This is a genomic window from Solibacillus sp. FSL W7-1324 (assembly GCF_038008025.1).
Lineage (GTDB): Bacteria > Bacillota > Bacilli > Bacillales_A > Planococcaceae > Solibacillus.
This window is the reverse complement of sequence record NZ_JBBOYH010000001.1, coordinates 2,908,640-2,929,832: the sequence shown is the minus strand read 5'-3', so window position 1 is coordinate 2,929,832 and position 21,193 is coordinate 2,908,640. Positions and strand designations below refer to the sequence as shown.

Genomic DNA, 21,193 nt, shown 5'->3' with positions numbered 1-21,193 from the left:
GCTTAATCATCGTGTGTTTTCTTCAGCTGTAAATATAAATCATCGTCTTTTGGAAAATGAATGATAAATTGGGTATACACGCCGACTTCCGATGTGCAGCTTATATAATGGCCGAGCTTTGTTGATAAATTTTGAGCCAAATATAATCCCATTCCGGTAGAATTTGTATGTGTTCGTCCGGTTTCTCCGGTAAAGCCATGATTGAAAATTCGCGGAAGGTCTTTTTGACTGATGCCGATTCCGCTGTCTTGAATGACCAGTCTTTTTTCCTTTGGTGTTTCTGATACGGAAATGGTGATTTCTCCGCCAGGTTCTGTATATTTTAAACAGTTTGTTATGAGCTGATTGATGATAAACTGAAGCCATTTCGGGTCACTTTGCACGTCAAGAGATGCTGCATTGATTTCGATGCGGATTTTTTTGGAGATAAACGTTTTCGCATGCGCTTTAATGGTCTCTTTCACAATCCGGATTCCGTTACAGTTCTGAATATCGTAATCCTGGTTAAAGCTATCTAGTTTGGCGTAATAGAGCGCCTGATCCACAAAGTTTTCAATTTTTGTGATTTCTTCCCTTAAACTATCCTTGTCCATATCGGTTTGCTGGAGTAGACGGAGGACGGCTATCGGTGTTTTGATCTCATGGAACCAGGAGACGATGAAATTGTAATGTTCCTTCTGCTTATCTTGAATCCGGTTCATCTCACGGATATGCTCACGTTTCAGCTCATCGATATATCCTTTAGCAACTTCTCCTTCCAGCGACAAACTCTCATACTGTTCACTTTTCATTTGTTGGATTACCCTTACATTTTGCTGGTAGCGGAATACTAAAAAGCCGATCAAAACAATTACGGATAGGGCAAACGCATAGAAAAATGTCCCCCAGTCCAATCCGTCATGGCTATCGGTAAAAAATATGGCAGCCACGACTAGAAAACTGACGAGATACAAATAAATATAAGGCTTTTCATAGTTGAGGTAGCGCAGGAAGTTCATTCGATTAAATACCCCATTCCTTTTCGGGTAACGATGAAATCTTCCACTCCGAGCGCGGCAATTTTACGGCGCAACCGATTGACATTCACGGTGAGGGTGTTATCATCGACAAATTGTTCATCATTCCATAGTGCCTGCATCAGATCCTCACGCGAAATGATTTTTCCGATATTGCGCATCAGTAATTGTAAAAGGATAAATTCATTGCGGCTGATTTCGGTCCTTGTTCCGTTAAATTCAATCGTTGAATTTGTGACATGTAATTTCAACCCCCGGTGGAGCAGTTGGCTATACTTATCTTCTTCATACGTATATTTCCTGCGGATAAGTGCATTGATTTTCGCAAGAAGGATATCCAGGTCAAACGGCTTTTGAATAAAATCATCGCCACCCATATTAATCGCCATAATGATATCCATATTTTGATTTCTGGATGACAGAAATATAATCGGCACTTTGGAACAGGCACGGATTTGCTGGCACCAGTAGTAACCATCAAAAACCGGAAGATTAATATCTAGTAAAACAAGGTGCGGACTGTGGTTCTCGAATTCTGTAAGCACGTTATCAAACTGGGTCACTTCCACGACGTCATACTGCCACTTTTTCAGAGTCTCCGCGACAATCCCTCTAATTTTTCCATCGTCCTCGACAATCATTATTTTATACATAAAATCCCTCATCATCCTAAATGGTTATTCCTTTTATTTTAGCATATTATATAGGAAGTTTTTATTTTGGGACGGCTCCGGTGATTTAACATAACAATGCATGCATCCCGTTTGTACAATATAAAAACGCCCGCTGAAAAATCCAGGTGGGCGTTTTTTATGACGCAAGTTCAACTAAGTTACGTCACTTTTCCTTTTTGTGTTTATACATATACGCATCCGCTTCTTGCACAAGCTTCTGAAAACTTTTTCCGTGCTGTGGGTAGATCGCATATCCGACAGAAGCCTCCACATCCGGAAAGTTCTCGGCATTTTTCAGCGTGATCGCTTGCTGGAGTTCTTTTACGTAGTCGTCGGCTGTATTTACCTTCATATTGTCTACGATAACGACGAACTCATCGCCGCCCCATCTTGCCACTAAATCGTGTTTCCCGACAAATGTATTTAATGCTGCGGCAACTTGTATGAGCAGTTCGTCGCCTTTATTGTGACCGTATTCATCGTTTACTTCTTTAAAATTATTCAAATCAAGCATGATAATCCCTAATGATTGTTTCTTTATATCACTTATCATTGCAGTTTTGTGAAAGAATTCTTCTATTGTACGACGGTTAAATGTACCGGTTAACGGATCTCTTTCTGACAAGTATTTTACTTTATCGAATTGTTTACCGGCCCACCAGGCGATACCGAGAAAAATGGCTGTTAAAACAAAAAATGACCAATAAAAGGGCAAATCTAAATACTCATGATAGTAGAAATAGCGGATTATATTAAAAAAGAGAACGATTCCTGTTGCCAATATTCTTCCTCTGTAGGGCATGTTATCACCTTGCTTATCTCATTATTCTAAAAAGTATTCTATAGTATTGTCGCATTTCTGCCAAGGGTAGGGGATAATTTCCAAATTAGCGAATTTTATTTAATATCCTCACGCGGTGCGTCTTAAACATGATATACACCATGAAATAAATAAGAAACGAGGAAATCACTATATTGCACATGGCCCCTGTTAGAAAAGTGAATCCGCTTGAATGGGAATTTACAATGCCGGTATACGTATGTTCGACCGCATCGATATATTCGACTTCTTCGACCTCTTCGACTCTAATATTTCGATCGAGTAGTAAGCTCCCGACCTTATAATTCAAGAAAAATAGCAGGGGCCAAATAAAAGTGCCCAGGACACCGCCGACAAGTGCGGAAACAGTATTGGCCTTCACGAGTCTTGCCAAACCGACCGAAAGAACAGGGCCGAGTCCAAAAGTAGGGAGCCAGCTAGGGATAAAACCGATCGTTATACCTGAAGCCACATGATGCGGTCCAGATTTAAGCCGAAATAACCGGATTAAGTTATATTTAATGACGCGTGTTATTTTCATAGATGTCTTTCCTCTCCAAGTACTTCGTCATAAACGTAAAACAGTTTTTATAGATATATTATACCGGATTTATAGGATTCGAGTTTCACTTTTCTGAATAATTTTATTAATAGGGATTTTTTTGACTGATTAGTGATTCATTTTGCAGAAAATGGGGTAATGGATAGAAGCCGTATCAATAAAGTGTATTAAAAACGGGCTGAAACAAGCTCATCAAAAGGTGACATCACGATACTAAACAGAAAAGGGGATATGGACGATGCTACAACTATTTTTTAACGACAATCATTTAATTTCAATTACGGGGGATCAGGATATTTTAGCAAAAGTACCTGACAACTATAAGCATTACGATTTAATTAACATCCGAAGTGAATCGGTTAATACGGAACATTTAGTCGAGGCATTCGAATTTGCTATGCGTAAAAAAGATGTAGGGGCAGTACATGCAGCAGCCTACTACGCGAAATTAAAAAATATGTACGTTCAGAAAAAACGTGCACTTTCTAAAAACTAATTAGTGTGAGCCTATTAAAAGAGTATTCGCTTTTACATAGGAACATCACTGAAAATATGAAATGGAAAGCATGGGAACATGGCACACCGGATGTGCCATGGTATCGCCAGGCTTTTTTTATTTGGTGAAAAACATTCATCCAGGAAAAAGCTTTACAACCAAATTTCTCCTAAAATATACAAAATTACTATATAAATATAAAGAAAAATCTAAAAATTTGCATAACTTATTGCTATCCTCTGTTTAATTTGTTATTGTATAAAACATTAACTTCTAGGGGGACACTTTATGGAAAGTAAAGTTGGTAAGAAAAAATTGGTTGATAGGTTTCTAGACGGAATTGAACGAGCGGGGAATAAGCTACCCGATCCGGTCACATTATTCGTCATTTTAGCGTTCTTTGTACTGGCGCTATCACTTGTCCTATCAAAACTTGGGGTTTCTGCTGTAAAGCCGGGAACTGATGAAACGATTGAAGTAATCAATCTATTGAATCGTGAAGGACTTATTCAAATCGTGACAAACATGGTAAGTAACTTTACGAGCTTTGCGCCACTAGGTATCGTGGTCGTAACGATGATCGGTATCGGGGTAGCTGAAAACAGTGGCTTAATATCGGCATTAATGAAAAAGACCGTGTTAAGTGCTCCGAAAAAAATCATCTTACCTGTTATTTTATTTACAGGTCTTGTCGGGAATGTTGCCGCAGATGCAGCCTTCATTATTTTACCGCCAATCGCCGCAATGATTTTCATGAGTGTTGGACGAAATCCGTTAGTCGGATTAATCGCCACTTATGCAGCAATTGCCGGAGGATTCAGTGCAAATATTATCATTTCGTCTTTAGACGTATTATTACTGGGCATTACACAAACATCAGCCCAATTGGTTGATCCTACATATACTGGACTTGCAACAATGAACTACTACTTCCTGATCGTTTCGACATTTGTATTAGTTGTTGTCGCAACTTGGGTAACAGGTAAATTCGTAGAACCTCGCTTTGGTAAATACAGCGGGAAGATTGAAGTTGCTGAACCACTTACAGCTTTAGAAAACAAAGGGCTTCGCTGGGCAGGGGTTGTAACATTAGCGTACATCATCTTAATGGCGATTTTAGTTGTACCGGAATCAGGGCTACTGCGTAATCCGGAAGATAACGGCTTTTTAAATTCCCCGTTAATGACGGGTATCGTACCGATTATGCTGTTCTTCTTCTTACTACCGGGCTTAACATATGGTATCGTGACGAAGAAAGTAAAATCGGACCGTGATGTAGCGGAACAAATGTTTAAATCAATCGGTGACCTTTCTTCATTCATCGTATTGGCATTCGTTGCAGCACAAATGATTGCTTACTTCGGATGGAGTAATATCGGACCGATCTTAGCGATTAAAGGCGCAGAGTTTTTACAAAATATGAACTTTACAGGCGCACCGATGTTTATCGGATTCATCATTATTTGTGCATTCATCAACTTACTGATTGCAAGTGCATCGGCTAAATGGGCATTACTTGCTCCGATCTTTGTACCGATGTTCATGTACTTAAACTACTCACCGGCTGTAACACAAATGGCGTACCGTGTAGGGGATTCAATTACGAACCCGATCACACCAATGCTTGCATATTTTGCGATTTTACTAGCATTTGCTCGACGCTACGATAAAAATATCGGAATCGGTACATTAATTTCAGCGTTATTGCCGTACTCAGTATTCTTCGCGATTATGTGGATTATTTTATTCGCAGTATGGTTCTTACTTGGCCTGCCATTAGGACCTGGCGATGGCATTTTCTTAAAATAACATTCCCGGGTTTGAGGGAATAACGAGCTATTCGAACAACAGACAACTTAGAAATTGGGGATGGAAAACATGACAAATGTATTTGACATACTAGAACAGCATTATGATGAAATGGTAGCAATTCGCCGTTACCTGCACGAAAATCCAGAGCTTTCACATGAAGAAGTGGAAACACCAAAATATATTGCAGAATACCATCGTGCACTTGGACATGAAGTACGTGAAGGTGTAGGGGGACGCGGGGTAGTTGCTACATTACGAGGTGGTAAAACTGGTAAAACGGTTGCGTTACGTGCAGATTTCGATGCACTGGCAATCCAGGAGCAAAATGATGTTCCTTATAAATCGAAGGTGGATGGCCGAATGCATGCATGTGGTCATGACGGACATACGGCATCACTGCTTGTATTGGCTAAAGCGCTGAACAAGATCCAAGATGAGATTGAGGGGAATGTCGTGTTCATCCATCAATTCGGTGAAGAAATTGCACCGGGTGGAGCGACTGCGATGATTGAAGATGGCTGCCTGGACGGGGTGGATGTAATTTTCGGTCAGCATTTATGGGCACCGGTCGAGCAGGGGAAAATCGCAGTTTGCGAAGGGCCATTAATGGCTGCAGCAGATGCTTTCTACATTACGATTAAAGGCAAGGGCGGACACGGGGCAAAACCACAGGAAACGAAAGACTCGATTTATATCGGTTCCCAGTTTGTTGTAAATGCTCAGCAAATTTTAGGTCGTCGTATTAGTCCAGTGAAACCGGCTGTTGTTTCGGTTTGTCACTTTGAAGCATTAAATCCATTCAACGTAATTGCCGATTCGGTAAAAATTAAAGGGACAGTTCGAGTGTTTGATGAAGAAACACGTGACCAAATTGAGCGTGAGCTGGAAGATGTGCTGAAGGCGGCATGTTTAGTGATGAAGGCTGATTATGATTACGATTATGTGCGCGGCTATTCGGCTGTTATTAATGACCGTGAGACAACAAAGTTTTTCATCGAGCAGGCAAAAGAAACACCAGGTGTTGAAGAAGTAGTCATTTGTGAGCCGGAAATGGGCGGAGAGGACTTTGCCTATTATTTAGAAAAAGTACCGGGCACATTTTACTTCACAGGTGCACGCGATCCTGAAAAAGAAGAAGCGTACCCGCACCATCATCCGAAGTTCGATATCGATGAACGTGCGCTTCTCGTAGCTGCAAACACGCTTGCGAAGGCGACATTGGAGTATTTAAAGAAACATTCGGTAAGTAGCGTTATATAAGGCAATGAAGGGACATAACATAGTTCTGTGTTATGTCCTTTTTGAGGCTTAACAATAAGTAGGAACAAATTCGAAGCTACTTCATATACTAAAAAAGTGTGCTGGTACTTTGCGTCTTACACGTTTAGGGATGCAACAATATGGGCATCAATAGAATGGAAAGAATGTTGTTAATTCAACATTTATATACTTTTTTTAATAAGTTTTTACTTAATTTTGAAAATTTGCAAAAAGATGTTTACAAACAAAGTGTGAGGGAATATACTTACACAGTAATCAAAAAAATTCTAAGGAGGTCGAAGAACATGATCGTTATCAATAAATTAATGTCACTAGATATTACAACTTCAATGAAAACAAAAATCACACATTCGACCAGACTGGAATGGATTGCTTAAACTCTTTAATTGATTAAGTATGCCCATACCGCAGGGAGAAGTGTGCCCCTGCGGTATTTTTATGCCTTTTTTTAACCGCAGGGGAAGTCTCTCTGCGGTTTTTTCCATTTTCAGGGCACTTTAAGGAGGTGATAATCCATGGTACTAAACTTTTTTACACTTTCAATCGCTATTTCAAAGCGGGAGCGTGAAATCTCTCGTGAGCAAGCACTACATGAAGAAAAAGTAAAACGAATTTTTGAAGAGAACAAGCGAAAAGTAGAAGATTACACGCGTCATCGTCATTACTAATTTAGTTATTTAAAAACAGTGAAAGGTGGAATTGGAATGATTTATATGAGTAAGAGAAGGTATGCAGCTTTATGGTTGGAGAAGGATTCCACCTAGCTACGAATAAAAATGTTGATGTTGATGCTTAGGTCAAGTGAAGGTATAGCTTTAAAAAAAGAATCCATTTTGAAAGATTGATCAAAATGGATTCTTCTATATTAGATAGAAATTAGTTTTTATAAAACGTCGAAACGATTTCACAAGAATGAAAAAGATGTTTTGTAAAAGTAAAATTGCTTAGAGGTGAATTATTCTGAAAAAGATTCTTTTAATGCTGATGTCTATATTAATTGTAAGTGGCTGTGTAGAAGTAACGACAACATCCATATCTATCGAAAAAAATTTACCTAAAAAAATAGAAAAGATTCTTCAAGAAAATTCTATTGATAAAGAAAATCTTATACAACTTTTTTCTAATGGAAAAGACACTTATTACATTGTTTATGAAACGAACAACCGAATAGATGATATTCCTGGATATAGTTATACATTCGATTCAGAAGTGACAATTAATATTAGCGAAGGGGAAGAAGCGGACAAGATTTCACGTTATATTTTTAAATTAACTTCAAATATTAATTATAAGACGATAAACCTTAAATTAAATGGTAATCCAGCTTCATTTGATGTTGTTACACATTATTAAAATAATAAGCTTATTAAGTAAAATCCAAAAACGCTCCATTCAAAGTTTGGAGTAAATTTGTCTGATTGAAGAATATCTTTTACTCATGCAAAGTTTGCACCAAACCAGAAAAAGAAAATCACCACACCTACATTTAAGAAAGTAAATACGGCAGCTATACTAGGAATCAATTTCCGTTCGTCCTTAGATGTAAATGTTAAAACACCGAGTAAGACAGACACGAGATTCCCCGCCAATATTAGTAAAATTATACTCCCTGTCAGCTTTTCTTTTGTGGCTATTCCAATTGGTTCTAATAAAATCATAAGAACCGTAACGATCACACTAACGGTTAAATAAACATAGCTTTTCCAAGAATGATATCTCGTTTTCAAAATTTCTCCCTCCACATGCGTTTTTGAATTAAAATGAATGTCATCTGAGTGTTATATAAAATGGCCCTATAACGGAAAGAAGCGAATTTTAAATATTGCACTTCTAGGATTGCTTAAATTTTAATTTCAAAAGTATTTACTATAGTAATCCTGTCTTATTTTACCGCTTAACTGTGTATAGATCTTTGTTGTCTCGCTCTTTTCATGTCCCAGTAAACTTTGGATGACATCGATGGGCGCACCGTTATTGATCATATGTGTTGCATAACTGTGTCGTAATTGATGCGGATGTATACACTTTTTTATACCAGCCCGATTTGATACGCGCTTAATAATATATCTCAAGTTATGTTTCCTGTTCGTAATAAATAAACAAGGATCTCCATCTTCTCGTTCGTCTAAATATCTTTTTAACCAAATAGAGCAGCGAGTATTAAAGTATACTTCTCTTTCTTTATCACCTTCCCTTGTACAATGACCGAATTTGTTCGAAAATCAATATCATGGCGATCTATTTTTACGACTTCCCCAATACGGCAGCCGGTCGAATACATAAACTCAAATAGCGCATTTTCCATCGTTGTTTGGCAAGCTTCCCTTAAATGTTCAATCTCTAATTCTGATAGAAACTTAGGAATTCTTTTTCCTAATTTCGGCTCTTTCAATTTAGCGGCAGGATTTTTTGGAATATATCCCTCTTCATGTGACCATCTAAATAGTGATTTCACAAATCGAATCCTATGCCCTAAACTAGAAGGCTTCAAGTGTTTTCCTGTATGTAGTAAGTATTCTTTTAATTTTTCTGTACTAAATCCATTCATATCAATATCACCAAAAAACCGCAATAAAAGATTGTATTGAAAAGAATATGTTTTTAATGTAAGTGTTGAATACCCCTCGATTTTTTTATCTTGTTGATAATTTTTCCACGCTTCGGATAATAACATTTCTTTCACTCTCCCACATAGGTTAAAACTAGTAATCTAAATTCTAGTATGTACAGAGTGAGAGTTTTTCATACAGAGATTCCCCAAAGATATTATTGATTTTCTAAAGCATTTGAAAATAGAAAAGGGCATGCCTTTTTTCAAGAAAAGCGCCCAGATTATTGAATAACAAAGGCTTTCTATGAAACAAATGCTGTAACTATTTCCATTGCACTTGACACATTTCCACTTCAAATTTTCATTTTGAATTACAAAACTGCTGTAGTGAGTATGCTCAGAACGTAATTCCTCGATTTCCTGGTTTAGCCGATTCAACTCTGAATTCATATTCCTACCTCCTATATAACTCTTACACTATAATAGCACCAAAGAATTAGGACTTTAAGAATGCGTAAATCAGAAATTAAAGACGTATCTACTAATAAAATGAGGGGGTATTTTTTATATTACCAAAAGTAGAAGAGGCATTGGTCGCCATGATAATGCTTCACTCAACGATAAACATATTAAAAATGCCACATCGATTCGTTAAAAGTGAAGTAGTATTATACTATTATGTTAAAATAATCTAAATACTCTTGTACTAATTAGGCGATAACATTATGAGAAAACAGGGTCTTTTTGCATGATTATTTAAGAAATGTTACCATAAAGATGGTGAAATAAAAAATTGAAAAGGTGAGAGATTATGAAAAAAGCAAATATTTTATTAAACACAGTGAAGAAAACAGTAAGTATTCAAGTAAAAGGAAGAATGACAAAAGAAGATTCAGCGTTGTTCATTGAAGAATATAGCAAGAAAGTTAATTCAATTAATCCGGCGGAATATACATTAGAAGTTGATTGTGTAGAGATGCCAGTAGTCACACCTGAGATGGCTGAAGAATTAACAGGCGTTATGGGGCTTTACAAATCAACTGGATTTAATAAAGTGATTTTCCAAATTAAAGATAGTAGTGTTTTGAAAATGCAATTGTCACGGATTGCTCGAACTGCGGGCTTAACAAATGCTACAGTAGTAGATTTAGCTTAATATTACCAAAAGGTCAGAATGAAAATTTTTGACCTTTTTTTATGAAAAGGGGGATTGTTTCAACATGAGAAAACACATTAAAATCACAGGTTTAGGTATTTATAATCCAGAAAACCAAGTAGAGAATGACTACTATTTAGAACACTTCAAAAAACAAGGCCGAGACATTACAAATCTATTAACAGTTTTAGGTCGAGAAAAACGTCACATCATTGATAACAACCATGAGAATAGTTTAACAATGGGGATCGAAGCGGCTAAAAAAGCATTAGAAGATGCCGGTATCAAAGGGAAAGATGTTGATATGATTATATTCGCTTCGCAATGTCCTGAATATACATTACCTACAAATGCTGCATTCCTTCATAATGCGATTAGTGCCGATAATCATACAATCATCTTCGATACCAACGCGGCTTGTGCAGGTATGACCATTGCTGTTGAGACAGCTTCACGCTATATGCTGTCAAATAAACGTGTAAACCGCGCCTTAGTCGTAGGTTCAGATGCGAATAGTTTAATTTCAAACCCAGAACAAGAAATTACATATGCGAGTTTTGCAGACGGCGCAGCTGCCATTATCTTAGAAAAAACGGAAGAAGAAACTGGATTCATCGATGCAGTACACTACTTAGATTCAACGAAACGCGAAAACATCCTTTATCCGCCAAAAGGCTTCTCTAAATCAAATGGAGAGAAAGAATATATCGACTTTAAACCATTCGACGGAACACCTTCCATTATGATTGCATGTGAAATGATTGAAGAATTTCTTGCGGAGAATGGTTTAACAATCGATTCAGTAGATGCTTTATGTTTATCTCAATTTGCAGTATCAAACATTGAAATAATGCAAAAACATTTCGAGATTGCTGCGGAAAAGATATTATATGCAGGGGATGAAGTAGGATACACTTCTACCAGCAGTCCATTCTTTGCTCTAAATAAAGGTATTGAAAATGGACAAATTAAACGTGGTGACACTGTATTGTTCTGGACAGTGGGGGCCGGAGACGAAATGATAGCCATGCTATTTAAATACTAATATCGGCAGTTGCTAAAGCAAATATTCTATTAGTGAGTTAGCTCACAATTAAGCGAAAATACGATTATCAAAAATCTCGTTTCACTTACAAAGATAATGGCTATCTTTTAGCTTATGAAACACCTCGTAACCCCTTATTTAACGATAAATAAGAAGAATCCATTTTGAAAAAAGATTGATCAAAACGGATTCTTCTTTAGCAGTTTTAAGTTTGTTTTTTATAAAAAAGTTTGATCAATTTCTACCTGTGTTACTCTACAAATGCGCCCTTTTGTGGAATATTACCGCTTTTTACTTGTTAAACTAAAGCACTCCGTTAGTTTAATTAGTTAGTATCAAGTAATAGTATTTTGTATCTTGTAATAATCTAATTAATTCAAAGGATGATTTGAAGGCAATATATATTGCAATACCTGATAACATAGTTGTAACTACACCGCTATCTTTAAGCATAAGTTCTTCACTTGATATTTGGAGCTGGGACAGGAGGTGCATAAAGCTAAATGAAAGAATATCAGTTTTAGCGGCTTCAAAATTTGAATAAGTTGCTTGTGTAAAAAGGTTTGCCGCAACTTCCTTTTGAGTATATCCTTTATTTTTCCTAATAGACTTTATCGTTATACCATAATTCGACATTTTATCCTCCATTTATAATATTTATTATAAATTGTAATTATATCATGATTTCCATTTATCATAAGAGCATAAGGAGGGGAAATTCATAATGGATATTTTCATTGCATTATTAGATATATGGTTGATTTCAGGTGGGTAACATTTTAATACTAGTGTTAATATATATTGCTCTTACCACAAAAAGGAGATGGATTTTATGAAAAAAATTACAAGTACGGCTTTAGCGTTAACTCTTGCTTTATCGATCGGTGCACAAACTTCATTAGCAGCAGGAAAAGAAGATAAAATTCCTGTCGAAAACCCTGGCTTAGAACAACTACAAGGGAAAGATATTTATACGATTATTGAAGAAAATCAAGATTTTCTTACTCAAGAGGACATTGATTTATCCCTATTAATTATTAAAATTAAAGATGAAAACCCCTTAATTTCTACAGAAGAAATTATTGGACTTGTTCAGAGTGATTTCTCTGACATTAGCGCTTTAAGCTTCGAATCTGCCGGGAAAACATGGACTAATTTAACTGCTGCTGAAAAAAAGCTAGTTGTTTTATTCCCAGCTGATGCTTTGCTTGTCAAAGCTGCTCAATCTAAAACAGATAAGCTTACAAGTGAGCGTTATCCGAAGTGGAAAGATGGCGATAAAGGTAATGCTTTCAGACATGCTCTTTGGAATGCAATTATGTCAAAGGACATTGGGAAATACTTAGCAGAACAATTCGCTACTGCTCATGAAGATCATGGTGTAACTGATGCAGTACTTAAAAAAGAAGTATGGAATGGATTTAATGGAGTACAACATAAAAATATGGATCTACATAATAACCAGATGGGTAGAGATTGTTTTTATTGGTATGATTTATTACCATTTGATACAACATTAGCTGATAGAGTTGATGAAAAAATTAAAAATGGTGAAGCAAAAATTCTCGTAAAGTGATTTCATCCGCTTTATTTTAAACCAATCAACAGGTCTAGTTAAATACTAGACCTGTTGATTTATTCTTTATATATGAAACTTTAATTATACGGATACGTTATGATTTAAAATGGAGTGCTAAATAATGAACAGGGGATGATTATTTGAAAAAGATTTTTGTAATTTTACCGATTTTAGCTGGAATTCTACTATTAGCTGGATGTCAATCGGATGAAGAGAATCTTAACTTCTATGGCTCTAGTGATAACTGGACAGCTGAAATAATTACTGAAATTATAGACGGGTCCGAGAAAAATGAAATTATCTTAAAATACAATGGTGACGGAGCAGGAACTATTAGTAAATTTAATTACTTAGTTGAAAATAATAGCAACAATCAGAGTTTTGGAGCAAATGATGTTTCATTAAAAGAAGACGGTACTTATACTAATGCAAATTTAGCTTCTAATAGTGCGTCAACCACTAAAGACGATCAAATAGAAGTTACAATTGACTGGAATGACCAAACTGAAAGTATTATTTTAAAGAAAAAAGAATAAATATTTTGTTATTGTTTTGGTTCAATTTTGGTTTAAAATCATACCCATAAAGGAAGGTAGACTTGTTTGCGATTCAAGTTTACACTTCCTTTTTTGGTATAGTGTAAGTATAGAGTGAATTCTCTAATAAGAAATATTATTAAGGTTTTTTGTTATGTTTGATAAGATATTTGTATAAATTTGTATCTTCTCTAAGACTCCCCCAAGAAAAAATGTTGCTCTACAATATGGCCCTTAAATTGAATAAGGCCCATTCCTTATTAAAGAAATGCGCCCGATTGTGGAATAATGAATGGTTTTACAGGGTTATGGACAGCAATACTCTCAATCGTACTTTAGGGACTTTTATAATACATACAATGTTATTATTGTTAATAATAGAGTTTTTAACAGCGAATTGAGGATATGGATTTATGAGTAATCGAAAAAAGTTATTTAGAAATATTAATTGTTGTAATTATTTTTTTTACGATATTCGATTTTTCAATTTGCGGAAAGAAACTTTAATGATAGTCGGTGGAATTGTTATTCTTAATCTCACAGTTTTTATAAGTCGAAGTGGTACAAATAAAGAAACAAAAAAGAAAATATTTAAATGTAGTTGGAGGAAATTAATTTGAAAAACAGCAACAAACTTTTATTATCTACACTTGCGTTAGCGATTGCTACACCAGCTTTCGTTATTCCTTATGACAGCGCATCAAATCAAGTAGAGGCGGCAACTACATACACTAAGACATTTAGTGACGTATCGAAAAAGAACGTTTACTACGATATTATTCATGAAATGACTCAAAGTGGAATTATTAGTGGATATGAGGATGGTACGTTTAAACCTAGCGAAACGATCTCTCGTAAACATGCTGCGGCATTAATCAGTCGTGCAATTGACAAATTACCAAAAACAACGACTTTTAAAGCACCGAAAGATTTATCGTCAAAAAATGCTTATTACAATGATATTAAAAAGCTGATGGAAGCGGGATTATTAGCTGTCGATTCAAAAGGCAATATTAACCCAAACAAAGCTTTAACGCGTGGAGAAATGGCAAAGATTTTGGCTATTGCATATGACTTAGAAACAACTGGTACAAATCCATTAAAAGATGTCTCGAAAGAAAATGCAAATTATGTAAGTGCATTGTATAACAACGGTGTAACTACTGGGTATGAAGATAAAACTTTCAGAGAAAATGAAACATTAACTCGTGCTCACTATGCTGTATTCATGTATCGAGCAAAAGATATTAAGCGAGTAACTGCAGAAGATATTAAAAACATGAACGATGAAGAATTTAAAAAATTAACCAATGAACAGATTGCAAAGCTTGTACTTCCTTTCGAAATTGAATTATATAAGGACATTCCGCTACCACAAGGTCAAACAGATGCAAAATATTTAAAAGAAAAGTTACAAAAAGAATATAATGCTTACTTTGTAAAGTATGGAATGAATTTAAATATTAAAGAAAAGTTTTTTAAAGAATCTAGTTATTCTGCCTATGATTCGTTTACAAATTATTTTAATTTCCTTATGAAAATATCTTCTGTAGAAGCAGTTGAACTTGTAAATCGGGCGTATACAACAGGAACACTTATTACAAATGAAAATTCAGGTGTGGTAACAGATGTTAAATTCGTTATGTTCTTCGACTATGTAGAAGGTAAATTACACTTTGGATTATTAAACAAATAACCTTTTTAAAATAAAGTGGGTGCCATCCTTTTATTCAAGGAAAGCGCCCAGATTGTTGAATAACAATTACTTGTTTAGCAACCTTCTACATTACTTCTATAATCACAGGTCCTCAATTGTATCAAAGATCCTTGAGTAGGCATCTTGAATATTTTGTTCATTTACTATGTCATTATATAAACCATATCCCCAATACTTTTTACTCTTACTATCGTAAAGATAAGCATAAAAGCCTGAGTCAACATCTGGATAATTTTCGAAATCAGCTTCTTCACTAATGAAAGGAACATATCCTTTTTGTGTCTCAATAAATAGGAATGGTAGAGGACTGTTATTATAAACAGTTGCATATTGCGCTTTATCTGCTTCTTTTAGATTTTCCTTTGTAATAAATACAGCATCATAGTGTTCTAGGCTTTGCAAATCAGTAAAATCTATAGCTGTAAATTTTATATGTTCTTCTCTAACTTTTGGTTCTTCACCTATAATACCAATATGTAATGGTTTTCCGATATAGGGTTCTGTTTCTATACTTTCATTCTGCTTAGAACACCCGAATGCTATAAATAGAATTGAAATCACTAAAATTGGAAGATTCACTTTTGACTTCATATTTTCACCCCTTTTAACTAATAATAGCTTTTTTTAAGTATATTATTTCATCAGTTTAAACTTTAACATATTTATCCAAAGTCAGAAAAAGTTTTTCAACAATATGGCCCTTAAATTGAATAAGGCCCATTCCTTATTAAAGAAATGCGCCCGATTGTTAAATAGTAAAGGTTATATCTCTTTCGTTTTAAGCGGAGGCATAGCATAGATGGCTACTTCGACTTAAACGGTTACTGAATGAATGATTTATTTTTCTGCTGTTTCCTTTAAATCTAAAATAATTGGTGATTTAAACTTTTCTTCTAAGAGACCACGATAAGGGAGTAACGTCATTTCCTCTGGAATTGTCTCCATTTGCCCTATAGTAACAGTAAGGAATGTAATATTGTTCTCCACTTTATCAAAAGTATAGATATGATGATGTTGATCAAGATTTTTTCCATCAACATTAACCTGCCATCCATAAGGGATGATTTTGGGTTGTCCTTCTACTTTGATATGGAGTTTTAGGTCGCCATCTTTTAATTGTGTATCATAAATGGTGTACAAATGGCCTAAATAGTTGAAACTAGTTTTTTCATTTCTTTTAAAAGTAAATGGCTCGGTGTATGTGAGTAGTTGAACAAAGTAGCTTTCAATTTCAAAAAAAGTTGGGTCAGTTTCAACGGGCAATGAAAAATTCGTTATTTCCTCCCCGAGTACTTCTGTAGATTCATGGTATGTGCTGACAAGCGGATAAATCGGTTTAATATTTTCACTTTCTTTTATTTCAAAAGTTGTTACCACTTCGTTTCTATTGTTACGGATGAGTATAGAAATAAGTGAGTTCCAGCCGAGATTAAACAGACGCTCATCTATGTCATAGGTACTTACTAACTTCTTAAGTGTTGCCTCTGAATATTGCTGAATGGCTTCGTTGTAGTTACGACGATAGGTAATTTCCTTCATACCGTTTTTTTCAATAACGCTATCAATTTTAATATCAAGCACAGGTCCTTCATTTAGAGGAATATCATGTGCTTTGGATTCTTCTATTGTGTTTGCAAAGTTTTGTTGATCTACATCCATATTTTCATTTGTATTGGGTAATACTGTATCAGCCTGCTGGTTTGAATTATTCATTGTGGCCATTAAAGTGAAGCTAATCAATAAAATGGCGGCAGCAATAACCATCATATGGTATCGTTGGCGTTTCGCTTTAATTTTGTTATGATTCTTGATTTTTTGCATTAAATCGTCAGTGAGATTACTTCTTAATTTTGGCTCATTTAATGTGGTAGTAAGTATTATTTGCTCGGTTCTTAAGTTTTCAAGCGTTTGCTGGCATTTGCTGCAACTGCTTATGTGTGTTTCAAGCTCAGTCCTTTCAGCATTAGTTAAAAAACCTTCGACATAATCCTCCAATAAGAAATCATTACATTTCATGAAAATACCCTCCTTTTGTAGTAGCTAGTTCTCGTAGCTTACGTTTACTTCGATGTAGTTTGTTGCGCACTTCATTTAATGGTATTTGCAGTACCTCGCTAATTTCATCATACCGGAGCTCATTTACATAGCGTAAAAGCAAAATGAAATATTCGGTTTTATCTAATTGATGTAGAAGCTGATCTAATTGATGGAGCTGCTCTTTTTGTAAAATTATTTTCTCAGGGTATTGTTTTTCAATAAACTCAGTATCTTCAAGTACGGAAGATTGCTTCGGTTGCCTTCGTAAATAGTCATAGCATTGATTAACAACTATGCGATAAAGCCATGCATTAAAGGAACCAATAGCTTTGTATTTATGTAGGTTATAAAAAACTTTGATAAAAATTTCCTGCACTAAATCCTCTGCAAGATCGTGATGGCGGACTAGGCGAAATACAGTGGTATAGATCTTGTTTTCATAATATTTCACAATATACCTGTAGTCCGCTTCTTTCCCAGACTGCACATTTTGAACAGCTAGTTCAATGTCCACTTTAATCACCTCCTTACTACTATAACGAAGGAAATTTCATTTCCTCTCAAAATAAATTTTTTTTTCAATAAAAAAAGATAACCCTGCAGAGTTATCTCGATAAAATTATCTTTAATAAGATTCATTAAATTATATTTAGTAAGCAAATTTCTTTTTTACAGCCTTTTAATCTATAATATGACCCTTTAGCTGAAAAAGGATGTTGCTCCACAATATGGCCCTATAACTGAAAACGCGATCTTCTTATTGAAGAATCGCGCCCAGATTGTGGAATAAGGGTTCGTCATATTCGTGTGGTCTACTACCTTACATAAAAAAGAAGCACAAATACGATTTTGAGTACAGGACTAGAAAATTATGTTACCAAACGTCGGTTTGGGTACGTTTTGGAATGTGTAACACACGAAGATACTTTAATTCAACTATGATATAATTTACATAAATTGTATAGTGAGGTGATTTTTTGGAGGAAGAAAAGTTAGTTTGTAAGATTTGTGATAATGATTCCTTTACACAAGGTGAATTAGGTGGTTCTATGGCTAATGTAAAACCCATCAAGCATGATATGTTGCATTTTTCAAGTTCACCATTAATTTTAACTATTTGTACAAATTGTGGAGAAGTAGCTTCAATGAAGGTCAAAAATCTTCAAAAGTTCAAGTAGTCCTTTGCGTTCTATCTAATTGGTCATTTCTAAATGGAGTGACCTTTTTCTTTTTACAATTATTTCACGTAAACGTTCCCAAATGACACTTTGGGGACCAATACCCCTTATTCAATTGTTATAATGGGGCGTATTTTGGTTACTTGTGAACGGTAAGTTCTCAAACTATGCTTTGGGAATGTTATACTTAAATCCAAAAAGTGAAATAATGTTATAAATTTTTTATTTTGGAGGTATTTAAATGAGCTCTTGTTCATTTATAGCAACAAATTTTGAAATGCCTGAAATAGAATCCAAAGCAAAGTATATTACGGTCAAAGAAGCTATTGAATTAGAAATAAAACCGCATGAATTGGTGCCTTGGGAGAAGATGGACCCGAATACCCAAGTATTATTTGTTGAAAATGAAGAGGATTTAAATGAGTTAGTCATAAAAAAAGACAGTTATTATAATGTAAGTGAATATACAGGCTATCCATTCATTTATGAAGTAAATTTTAGCTATTCAGAATTAAGAGTAAAGCAATTATTGGATTACTTAAAAGACAATATTAGAGAAGGACAGATAATAGAATTATGGCGAGTATGGATTGGTCATGATGATAATGAACTAAATATACCGTATAGTAGGTTTAATTATAACGAATTATCTCTCCATCATCTGTTACAAATGTACAATTGGAACCATGAAAACTATAAAGAACAATATTGTATAGTATTAGAAAAATAAAATTATTCTTATTCAAAAAGTATATACAATCCCATTCAAATAAACGTTCCCAAATCAAAGTTTGGGGACGCAAAAAAAACAGACAAACGTTATTAAATCAACGTTTGTCTGTTTTTTTATGGAACATTGTTTATACGCTATTTTATGCAAGTCTCCTAAACCCTTGATATAAGGGCTTTTTGCTTACTCGGTATGATCTTTAATTTGCATAAAAACTTGTATAGCCATTCTTTTATCGTTATAAATCTGCATCTTTTTTTTACACTCCCCCAAAAAAATGTTGCTCCACAATATGGCCCGTTCGTAATATGAGGTTAGCCAGATTTTTCTGGTTGACCTTTTTTGTTTAGGTCTTATTATAACGGTAGTCGGGGTAGAACGTCTGGCCCGTGGGACTTGATCCCGTCCGCAAAACTGTTCACCCCCTACTTGTATAAACATGTTTCGAGCTGGTTGGGACAAGGATCCCGTTTAACAAGCGAACCTATGACATTACAAGCAGCTATAGGGGTTACCGACGAATTTAGTTTTCTTTAGGAGGAGATGTAATTATGAATCCAGTCGTTGGTCTGGATGTTTCAAAAGGAGAAAGTCAGGTTCAAGCCTTTTTAGATAAAGGCAAACCATATCGTAAGAGCTTTAGTATTAAACATACTCTTGATGGTTTAGATAGTTTATTAGAATTTCTAAAGGAAGTAGAGAAATTAGCTGATGGTAAGCAACCTTCGGTTATTTTAGAATCTACAGGTCAATATCATATGCCCGTTATTCAATTTTTGGAGGAGCAACAATACGTCTATATTATTGTTAATCCACTTATCTCTCATCGAGCTAGAAGTACAAATTTACGCAAGGTAAAGACCGATGCCATTGATGCCTATCATCTATGCGAATTGTATTACAAGGAAGAGTTAGAGCCATATAAAAAGAGAGGTATACAACTCTTAAATCTTCGTAATCTCACTAGACAACAAGAAACAGTATCAAGCACAGCTGCACAAACAAAGTTACAGCTACAGTCCATCTTAGATCAGGTTTTCCCTGAATACAGAGGTGTCTTTGGAAATCTCTATTCAAAAATTTCGTTACAGATTCTATCCATCTTCCCAACCTCCAAAGAGGTTTTAAGTGTTAGCGAATCAGAACTTACTAATAAAATTGCGGAATTATGTACAACCCGTTCAGAAAGATGGGCAAAAGAAAAGGCAATTAAATTGAGAGAGGCTGCATTACGTAATCCATTTCAAAACAACTTGTATCAAAGCCATATCTTTAACCTAAGAATGTTTATTAACATTGTTCTTCAATATCAAGAGCATCTATCAAAGTTAGCAGCAGAAATAGATGCCCTCGCTAAAGAAATTGAAGAATATGAGATAATCCAGTCTATTCCTGGTGTTGGAGAAAAGATTGCGGCAACAATCATCTCTGAAATTGGAGAGATAGAACGGTTTAACCATCCTAAAAAGCTAGTAGCATTCGCCGGGATAGATCCTAGCGTTTACTCTTCTGGTCGATTTACTGCTTCCATCAATCGTATAACCAAAAGAGGTTCCAGCAGGTTAAGACAAGCGTTATTTATGGCTGTACAATGCGGTATAAGAGATGCACGTAAGCAAAAAACAAGTGATGAAATACTCCCTAGAAATAAGAAATTACGAGAGTTCTACGATAAAAAACGCGAAGAAGGAAAGCCATTTAGAGTAGCAATCATTGCATGTGCTAATAAGCTTTTACATTGGATATATGCCCTACTTAAAAGGAAAGAAGCCTTCCAAAATGCGGTTTAAAAAGTATATTTAAGTGGATTAAACAAAACCTTCCAATTTTAAAGAGGAAGGCTTATTTGGTGTACCCTTTTTTAGTATATCATGTAGGATTTAATATTTTTATCGAAAAATCTTGACAACTATTAGCTGGTTTTGTTGAATAACAAAATCTACATTCATTCCCTACATTTTTTATCTACCTGTATTAAAAGACCACAGAGAGACATTGAAAAG

Annotated in this window: 22 protein-coding genes and 1 pseudogene; 13 read left to right on the top strand and 10 right to left on the bottom strand. The window is 35.2% G+C overall.

What is annotated here, in order from left to right:
- Window positions 1-2: 2 nt before the first annotated feature.
- The 4 genes from MKY71_RS14625 to MKY71_RS14610 all read right to left on the bottom strand — a co-directional run bounded on the left by MKY71_RS14625 (window position 3) and on the right by MKY71_RS14610 (window position 3,051).
- Window positions 3-998, bottom strand: a complete 996-nt coding sequence (locus MKY71_RS14625; protein WP_340733107.1) for a sensor histidine kinase — start codon at window positions 996-998, stop codon at window positions 3-5.
- Window positions 995-1,669, bottom strand: a complete 675-nt coding sequence (locus tag MKY71_RS14620; RefSeq protein ID WP_340733106.1) for a response regulator transcription factor — start codon at window positions 1,667-1,669, stop codon at window positions 995-997. The genes MKY71_RS14625 and MKY71_RS14620 overlap by 4 nt, the downstream gene beginning before the upstream one ends.
- Window positions 1,670-1,853: 184 nt before the next feature.
- Window positions 1,854-2,471, bottom strand: a complete 618-nt coding sequence (locus tag MKY71_RS14615) for a GGDEF domain-containing protein (RefSeq protein ID WP_340733105.1) — start codon at window positions 2,469-2,471, stop codon at window positions 1,854-1,856.
- Between the two features lie 106 nt (window positions 2,472-2,577).
- A complete protein-coding gene (locus MKY71_RS14610) occupies window positions 2,578-3,051 on the bottom strand; it encodes a DUF2062 domain-containing protein (protein WP_340733104.1) in 474 nt (157 codons plus the stop codon).
- A 259-nt stretch (window positions 3,052-3,310) separates the two neighbouring features.
- Between MKY71_RS14610 and MKY71_RS14605 the strand changes: the two genes are divergently transcribed.
- From MKY71_RS14605 to MKY71_RS14585, 5 genes are all read left to right on the top strand, one after another.
- Window positions 3,311-3,568: a UDP-glucose 6-dehydrogenase gene (locus MKY71_RS14605; RefSeq protein ID WP_340733103.1), complete on the top strand. Its 258-nt coding sequence runs from the start codon at window positions 3,311-3,313 to the stop codon at window positions 3,566-3,568.
- 288 nt (window positions 3,569-3,856) lie between these two features.
- A complete protein-coding gene (locus MKY71_RS14600; protein WP_340733102.1) occupies window positions 3,857-5,377 on the top strand; it encodes an AbgT family transporter in 1,521 nt (506 codons plus the stop codon).
- Between the two features lie 69 nt (window positions 5,378-5,446).
- The gene (locus MKY71_RS14595) at window positions 5,447-6,640 is read left to right on the top strand and encodes an amidohydrolase (protein ID WP_340733101.1); all 1,194 of its coding nucleotides are present in this window, start codon (window positions 5,447-5,449) and stop codon (window positions 6,638-6,640) included.
- A 536-nt stretch (window positions 6,641-7,176) separates the two neighbouring features.
- Complete coding sequence (locus tag MKY71_RS14590) at window positions 7,177-7,329, top strand: YrzI family small protein (RefSeq protein WP_339173212.1); 153 nt, start codon at window positions 7,177-7,179, stop codon at window positions 7,327-7,329.
- A 310-nt stretch (window positions 7,330-7,639) separates the two neighbouring features.
- Entirely contained in the window at window positions 7,640-8,014 is a 375-nt protein-coding gene (locus MKY71_RS14585) for a hypothetical protein (RefSeq protein ID WP_340733100.1), read from the top strand.
- Between the two features lie 83 nt (window positions 8,015-8,097).
- On the opposite strand, the gene MKY71_RS14580 is transcribed toward MKY71_RS14585, so the two are convergent.
- Together MKY71_RS14580 and MKY71_RS14575 are read right to left on the bottom strand one after the other, a co-directional pair.
- Window positions 8,098-8,388, bottom strand: coding sequence for a hypothetical protein (locus tag MKY71_RS14580; protein ID WP_340733099.1), 291 nt, complete (start codon window positions 8,386-8,388; stop codon window positions 8,098-8,100).
- A gap of 126 nt (window positions 8,389-8,514) precedes the next feature.
- Window positions 8,515-9,335: pseudogene (locus tag MKY71_RS14575) on the bottom strand (tyrosine-type recombinase/integrase).
- A 688-nt stretch (window positions 9,336-10,023) separates the two neighbouring features.
- Between MKY71_RS14575 and MKY71_RS14570 the strand changes: the two are divergent.
- Window positions 10,024-10,368, top strand: coding sequence for a hypothetical protein (locus MKY71_RS14570; protein WP_340733098.1), 345 nt, complete (start codon window positions 10,024-10,026; stop codon window positions 10,366-10,368).
- Between the two features lie 64 nt (window positions 10,369-10,432).
- Window positions 10,433-11,413 (top strand): ketoacyl-ACP synthase III, encoded by a 981-nt coding sequence (locus tag MKY71_RS14565; RefSeq protein ID WP_340733097.1) that lies wholly within the window; start codon window positions 10,433-10,435, stop codon window positions 11,411-11,413.
- A 321-nt stretch (window positions 11,414-11,734) separates the two neighbouring features.
- On the opposite strand, the gene MKY71_RS14560 is transcribed toward MKY71_RS14565, so the two are convergent.
- Window positions 11,735-12,049 carry a helix-turn-helix domain-containing protein gene (locus MKY71_RS14560; protein WP_340733095.1) on the bottom strand — a complete coding sequence of 105 codons (315 nt, stop codon included), beginning with the start codon at window positions 12,047-12,049 and terminating at the stop codon, window positions 11,735-11,737.
- Between the two features lie 196 nt (window positions 12,050-12,245).
- On the opposite strand from MKY71_RS14560, the gene MKY71_RS14555 reads away from it, so the two are divergent.
- The 3 genes from MKY71_RS14555 (at window position 12,246) to MKY71_RS14545 (ending at window position 15,224) form a co-directional block, all read left to right on the top strand.
- Window positions 12,246-12,989 (top strand): DUF6973 domain-containing protein, encoded by a 744-nt coding sequence (locus tag MKY71_RS14555; RefSeq protein WP_014822440.1) that lies wholly within the window; start codon window positions 12,246-12,248, stop codon window positions 12,987-12,989.
- A gap of 143 nt (window positions 12,990-13,132) precedes the next feature.
- Entirely contained in the window at window positions 13,133-13,528 is a 396-nt protein-coding gene (locus MKY71_RS14550; protein WP_014822441.1) for a hypothetical protein, read from the top strand.
- 616 nt (window positions 13,529-14,144) lie between these two features.
- Entirely contained in the window at window positions 14,145-15,224 is a 1,080-nt protein-coding gene (locus MKY71_RS14545; RefSeq protein ID WP_340733094.1) for an S-layer homology domain-containing protein, read from the top strand.
- A 102-nt stretch (window positions 15,225-15,326) separates the two neighbouring features.
- On the opposite strand, the gene MKY71_RS14540 is transcribed toward MKY71_RS14545, so the two are convergent.
- The 3 genes from MKY71_RS14540 to MKY71_RS14530 all read right to left on the bottom strand — a co-directional run bounded on the left by MKY71_RS14540 (window position 15,327) and on the right by MKY71_RS14530 (window position 17,796).
- The gene (locus MKY71_RS14540; protein WP_340733093.1) at window positions 15,327-15,836 is read right to left on the bottom strand and encodes a hypothetical protein; all 510 of its coding nucleotides are present in this window, start codon (window positions 15,834-15,836) and stop codon (window positions 15,327-15,329) included.
- Between the two features lie 246 nt (window positions 15,837-16,082).
- Entirely contained in the window at window positions 16,083-17,261 is a 1,179-nt protein-coding gene (locus MKY71_RS14535) for an anti-sigma factor family protein (protein ID WP_340733092.1), read from the bottom strand.
- On the bottom strand, window positions 17,251-17,796 hold the full coding sequence (locus tag MKY71_RS14530) for an RNA polymerase sigma factor (protein WP_340733091.1): 546 nt from the start codon (window positions 17,794-17,796) through the stop codon (window positions 17,251-17,253). Before MKY71_RS14530 ends, MKY71_RS14535 begins: the two co-directional genes overlap by 11 nt.
- Window positions 17,797-18,259: 463 nt before the next feature.
- Between MKY71_RS14530 and MKY71_RS14525 the strand changes: the two genes are divergently transcribed.
- The 3 genes from MKY71_RS14525 to MKY71_RS14515 all read left to right on the top strand — a co-directional run bounded on the left by MKY71_RS14525 (window position 18,260) and on the right by MKY71_RS14515 (window position 20,980).
- Entirely contained in the window at window positions 18,260-18,460 is a 201-nt protein-coding gene (locus tag MKY71_RS14525) for a hypothetical protein (protein WP_339173200.1), read from the top strand.
- A 241-nt stretch (window positions 18,461-18,701) separates the two neighbouring features.
- A complete protein-coding gene (locus MKY71_RS14520) occupies window positions 18,702-19,190 on the top strand; it encodes a magnesium transporter (RefSeq protein WP_340716287.1) in 489 nt (162 codons plus the stop codon).
- A gap of 551 nt (window positions 19,191-19,741) precedes the next feature.
- Window positions 19,742-20,980: an IS110 family transposase gene (locus MKY71_RS14515; protein ID WP_340716285.1), complete on the top strand. Its 1,239-nt coding sequence runs from the start codon at window positions 19,742-19,744 to the stop codon at window positions 20,978-20,980.
- Window positions 20,981-21,193: the final 213 nt, after the last annotated feature.

What these genes read in the sequence shown, in the direction of transcription:
- MKY71_RS14540 (WP_340733093.1), bottom strand. Translation starts at nt 15,836, where the DNA reads ATGAAGTCAAAAGTGAATCTTCCAATTTTAGTGATTTCAATTCTATTT.
- MKY71_RS14555 (WP_014822440.1), top strand. Translation starts at nt 12,246, where the DNA reads ATGAAAAAAATTACAAGTACGGCTTTAGCGTTAACTCTTGCTTTATCG.
- MKY71_RS14610 (WP_340733104.1), bottom strand. Translation starts at nt 3,051, where the DNA reads ATGAAAATAACACGCGTCATTAAATATAACTTAATCCGGTTATTTCGG.
- MKY71_RS14625 (WP_340733107.1), bottom strand. Translation starts at nt 998, where the DNA reads ATGAACTTCCTGCGCTACCTCAACTATGAAAAGCCTTATATTTATTTG.
- MKY71_RS14585 (WP_340733100.1), top strand. Translation starts at nt 7,640, where the DNA reads ATGCTGATGTCTATATTAATTGTAAGTGGCTGTGTAGAAGTAACGACA.
- MKY71_RS14595 (WP_340733101.1), top strand. Translation starts at nt 5,447, where the DNA reads ATGACAAATGTATTTGACATACTAGAACAGCATTATGATGAAATGGTA.
- MKY71_RS14535 (WP_340733092.1), bottom strand. Translation starts at nt 17,261, where the DNA reads ATGAAATGTAATGATTTCTTATTGGAGGATTATGTCGAAGGTTTTTTA.
- MKY71_RS14515 (WP_340716285.1), top strand. Translation starts at nt 19,742, where the DNA reads ATGAATCCAGTCGTTGGTCTGGATGTTTCAAAAGGAGAAAGTCAGGTT.
- MKY71_RS14570 (WP_340733098.1), top strand. Translation starts at nt 10,024, where the DNA reads ATGAAAAAAGCAAATATTTTATTAAACACAGTGAAGAAAACAGTAAGT.
- MKY71_RS14565 (WP_340733097.1), top strand. Translation starts at nt 10,433, where the DNA reads ATGAGAAAACACATTAAAATCACAGGTTTAGGTATTTATAATCCAGAA.
- MKY71_RS14620 (WP_340733106.1), bottom strand. Translation starts at nt 1,669, where the DNA reads ATGTATAAAATAATGATTGTCGAGGACGATGGAAAAATTAGAGGGATT.
- MKY71_RS14520 (WP_340716287.1), top strand. Translation starts at nt 18,702, where the DNA reads ATGAGCTCTTGTTCATTTATAGCAACAAATTTTGAAATGCCTGAAATA.
- MKY71_RS14590 (WP_339173212.1), top strand. Translation starts at nt 7,177, where the DNA reads ATGGTACTAAACTTTTTTACACTTTCAATCGCTATTTCAAAGCGGGAG.
- MKY71_RS14600 (WP_340733102.1), top strand. Translation starts at nt 3,857, where the DNA reads ATGGAAAGTAAAGTTGGTAAGAAAAAATTGGTTGATAGGTTTCTAGAC.
- MKY71_RS14560 (WP_340733095.1), bottom strand. Translation starts at nt 12,049, where the DNA reads ATGTCGAATTATGGTATAACGATAAAGTCTATTAGGAAAAATAAAGGA.
- MKY71_RS14605 (WP_340733103.1), top strand. Translation starts at nt 3,311, where the DNA reads ATGCTACAACTATTTTTTAACGACAATCATTTAATTTCAATTACGGGG.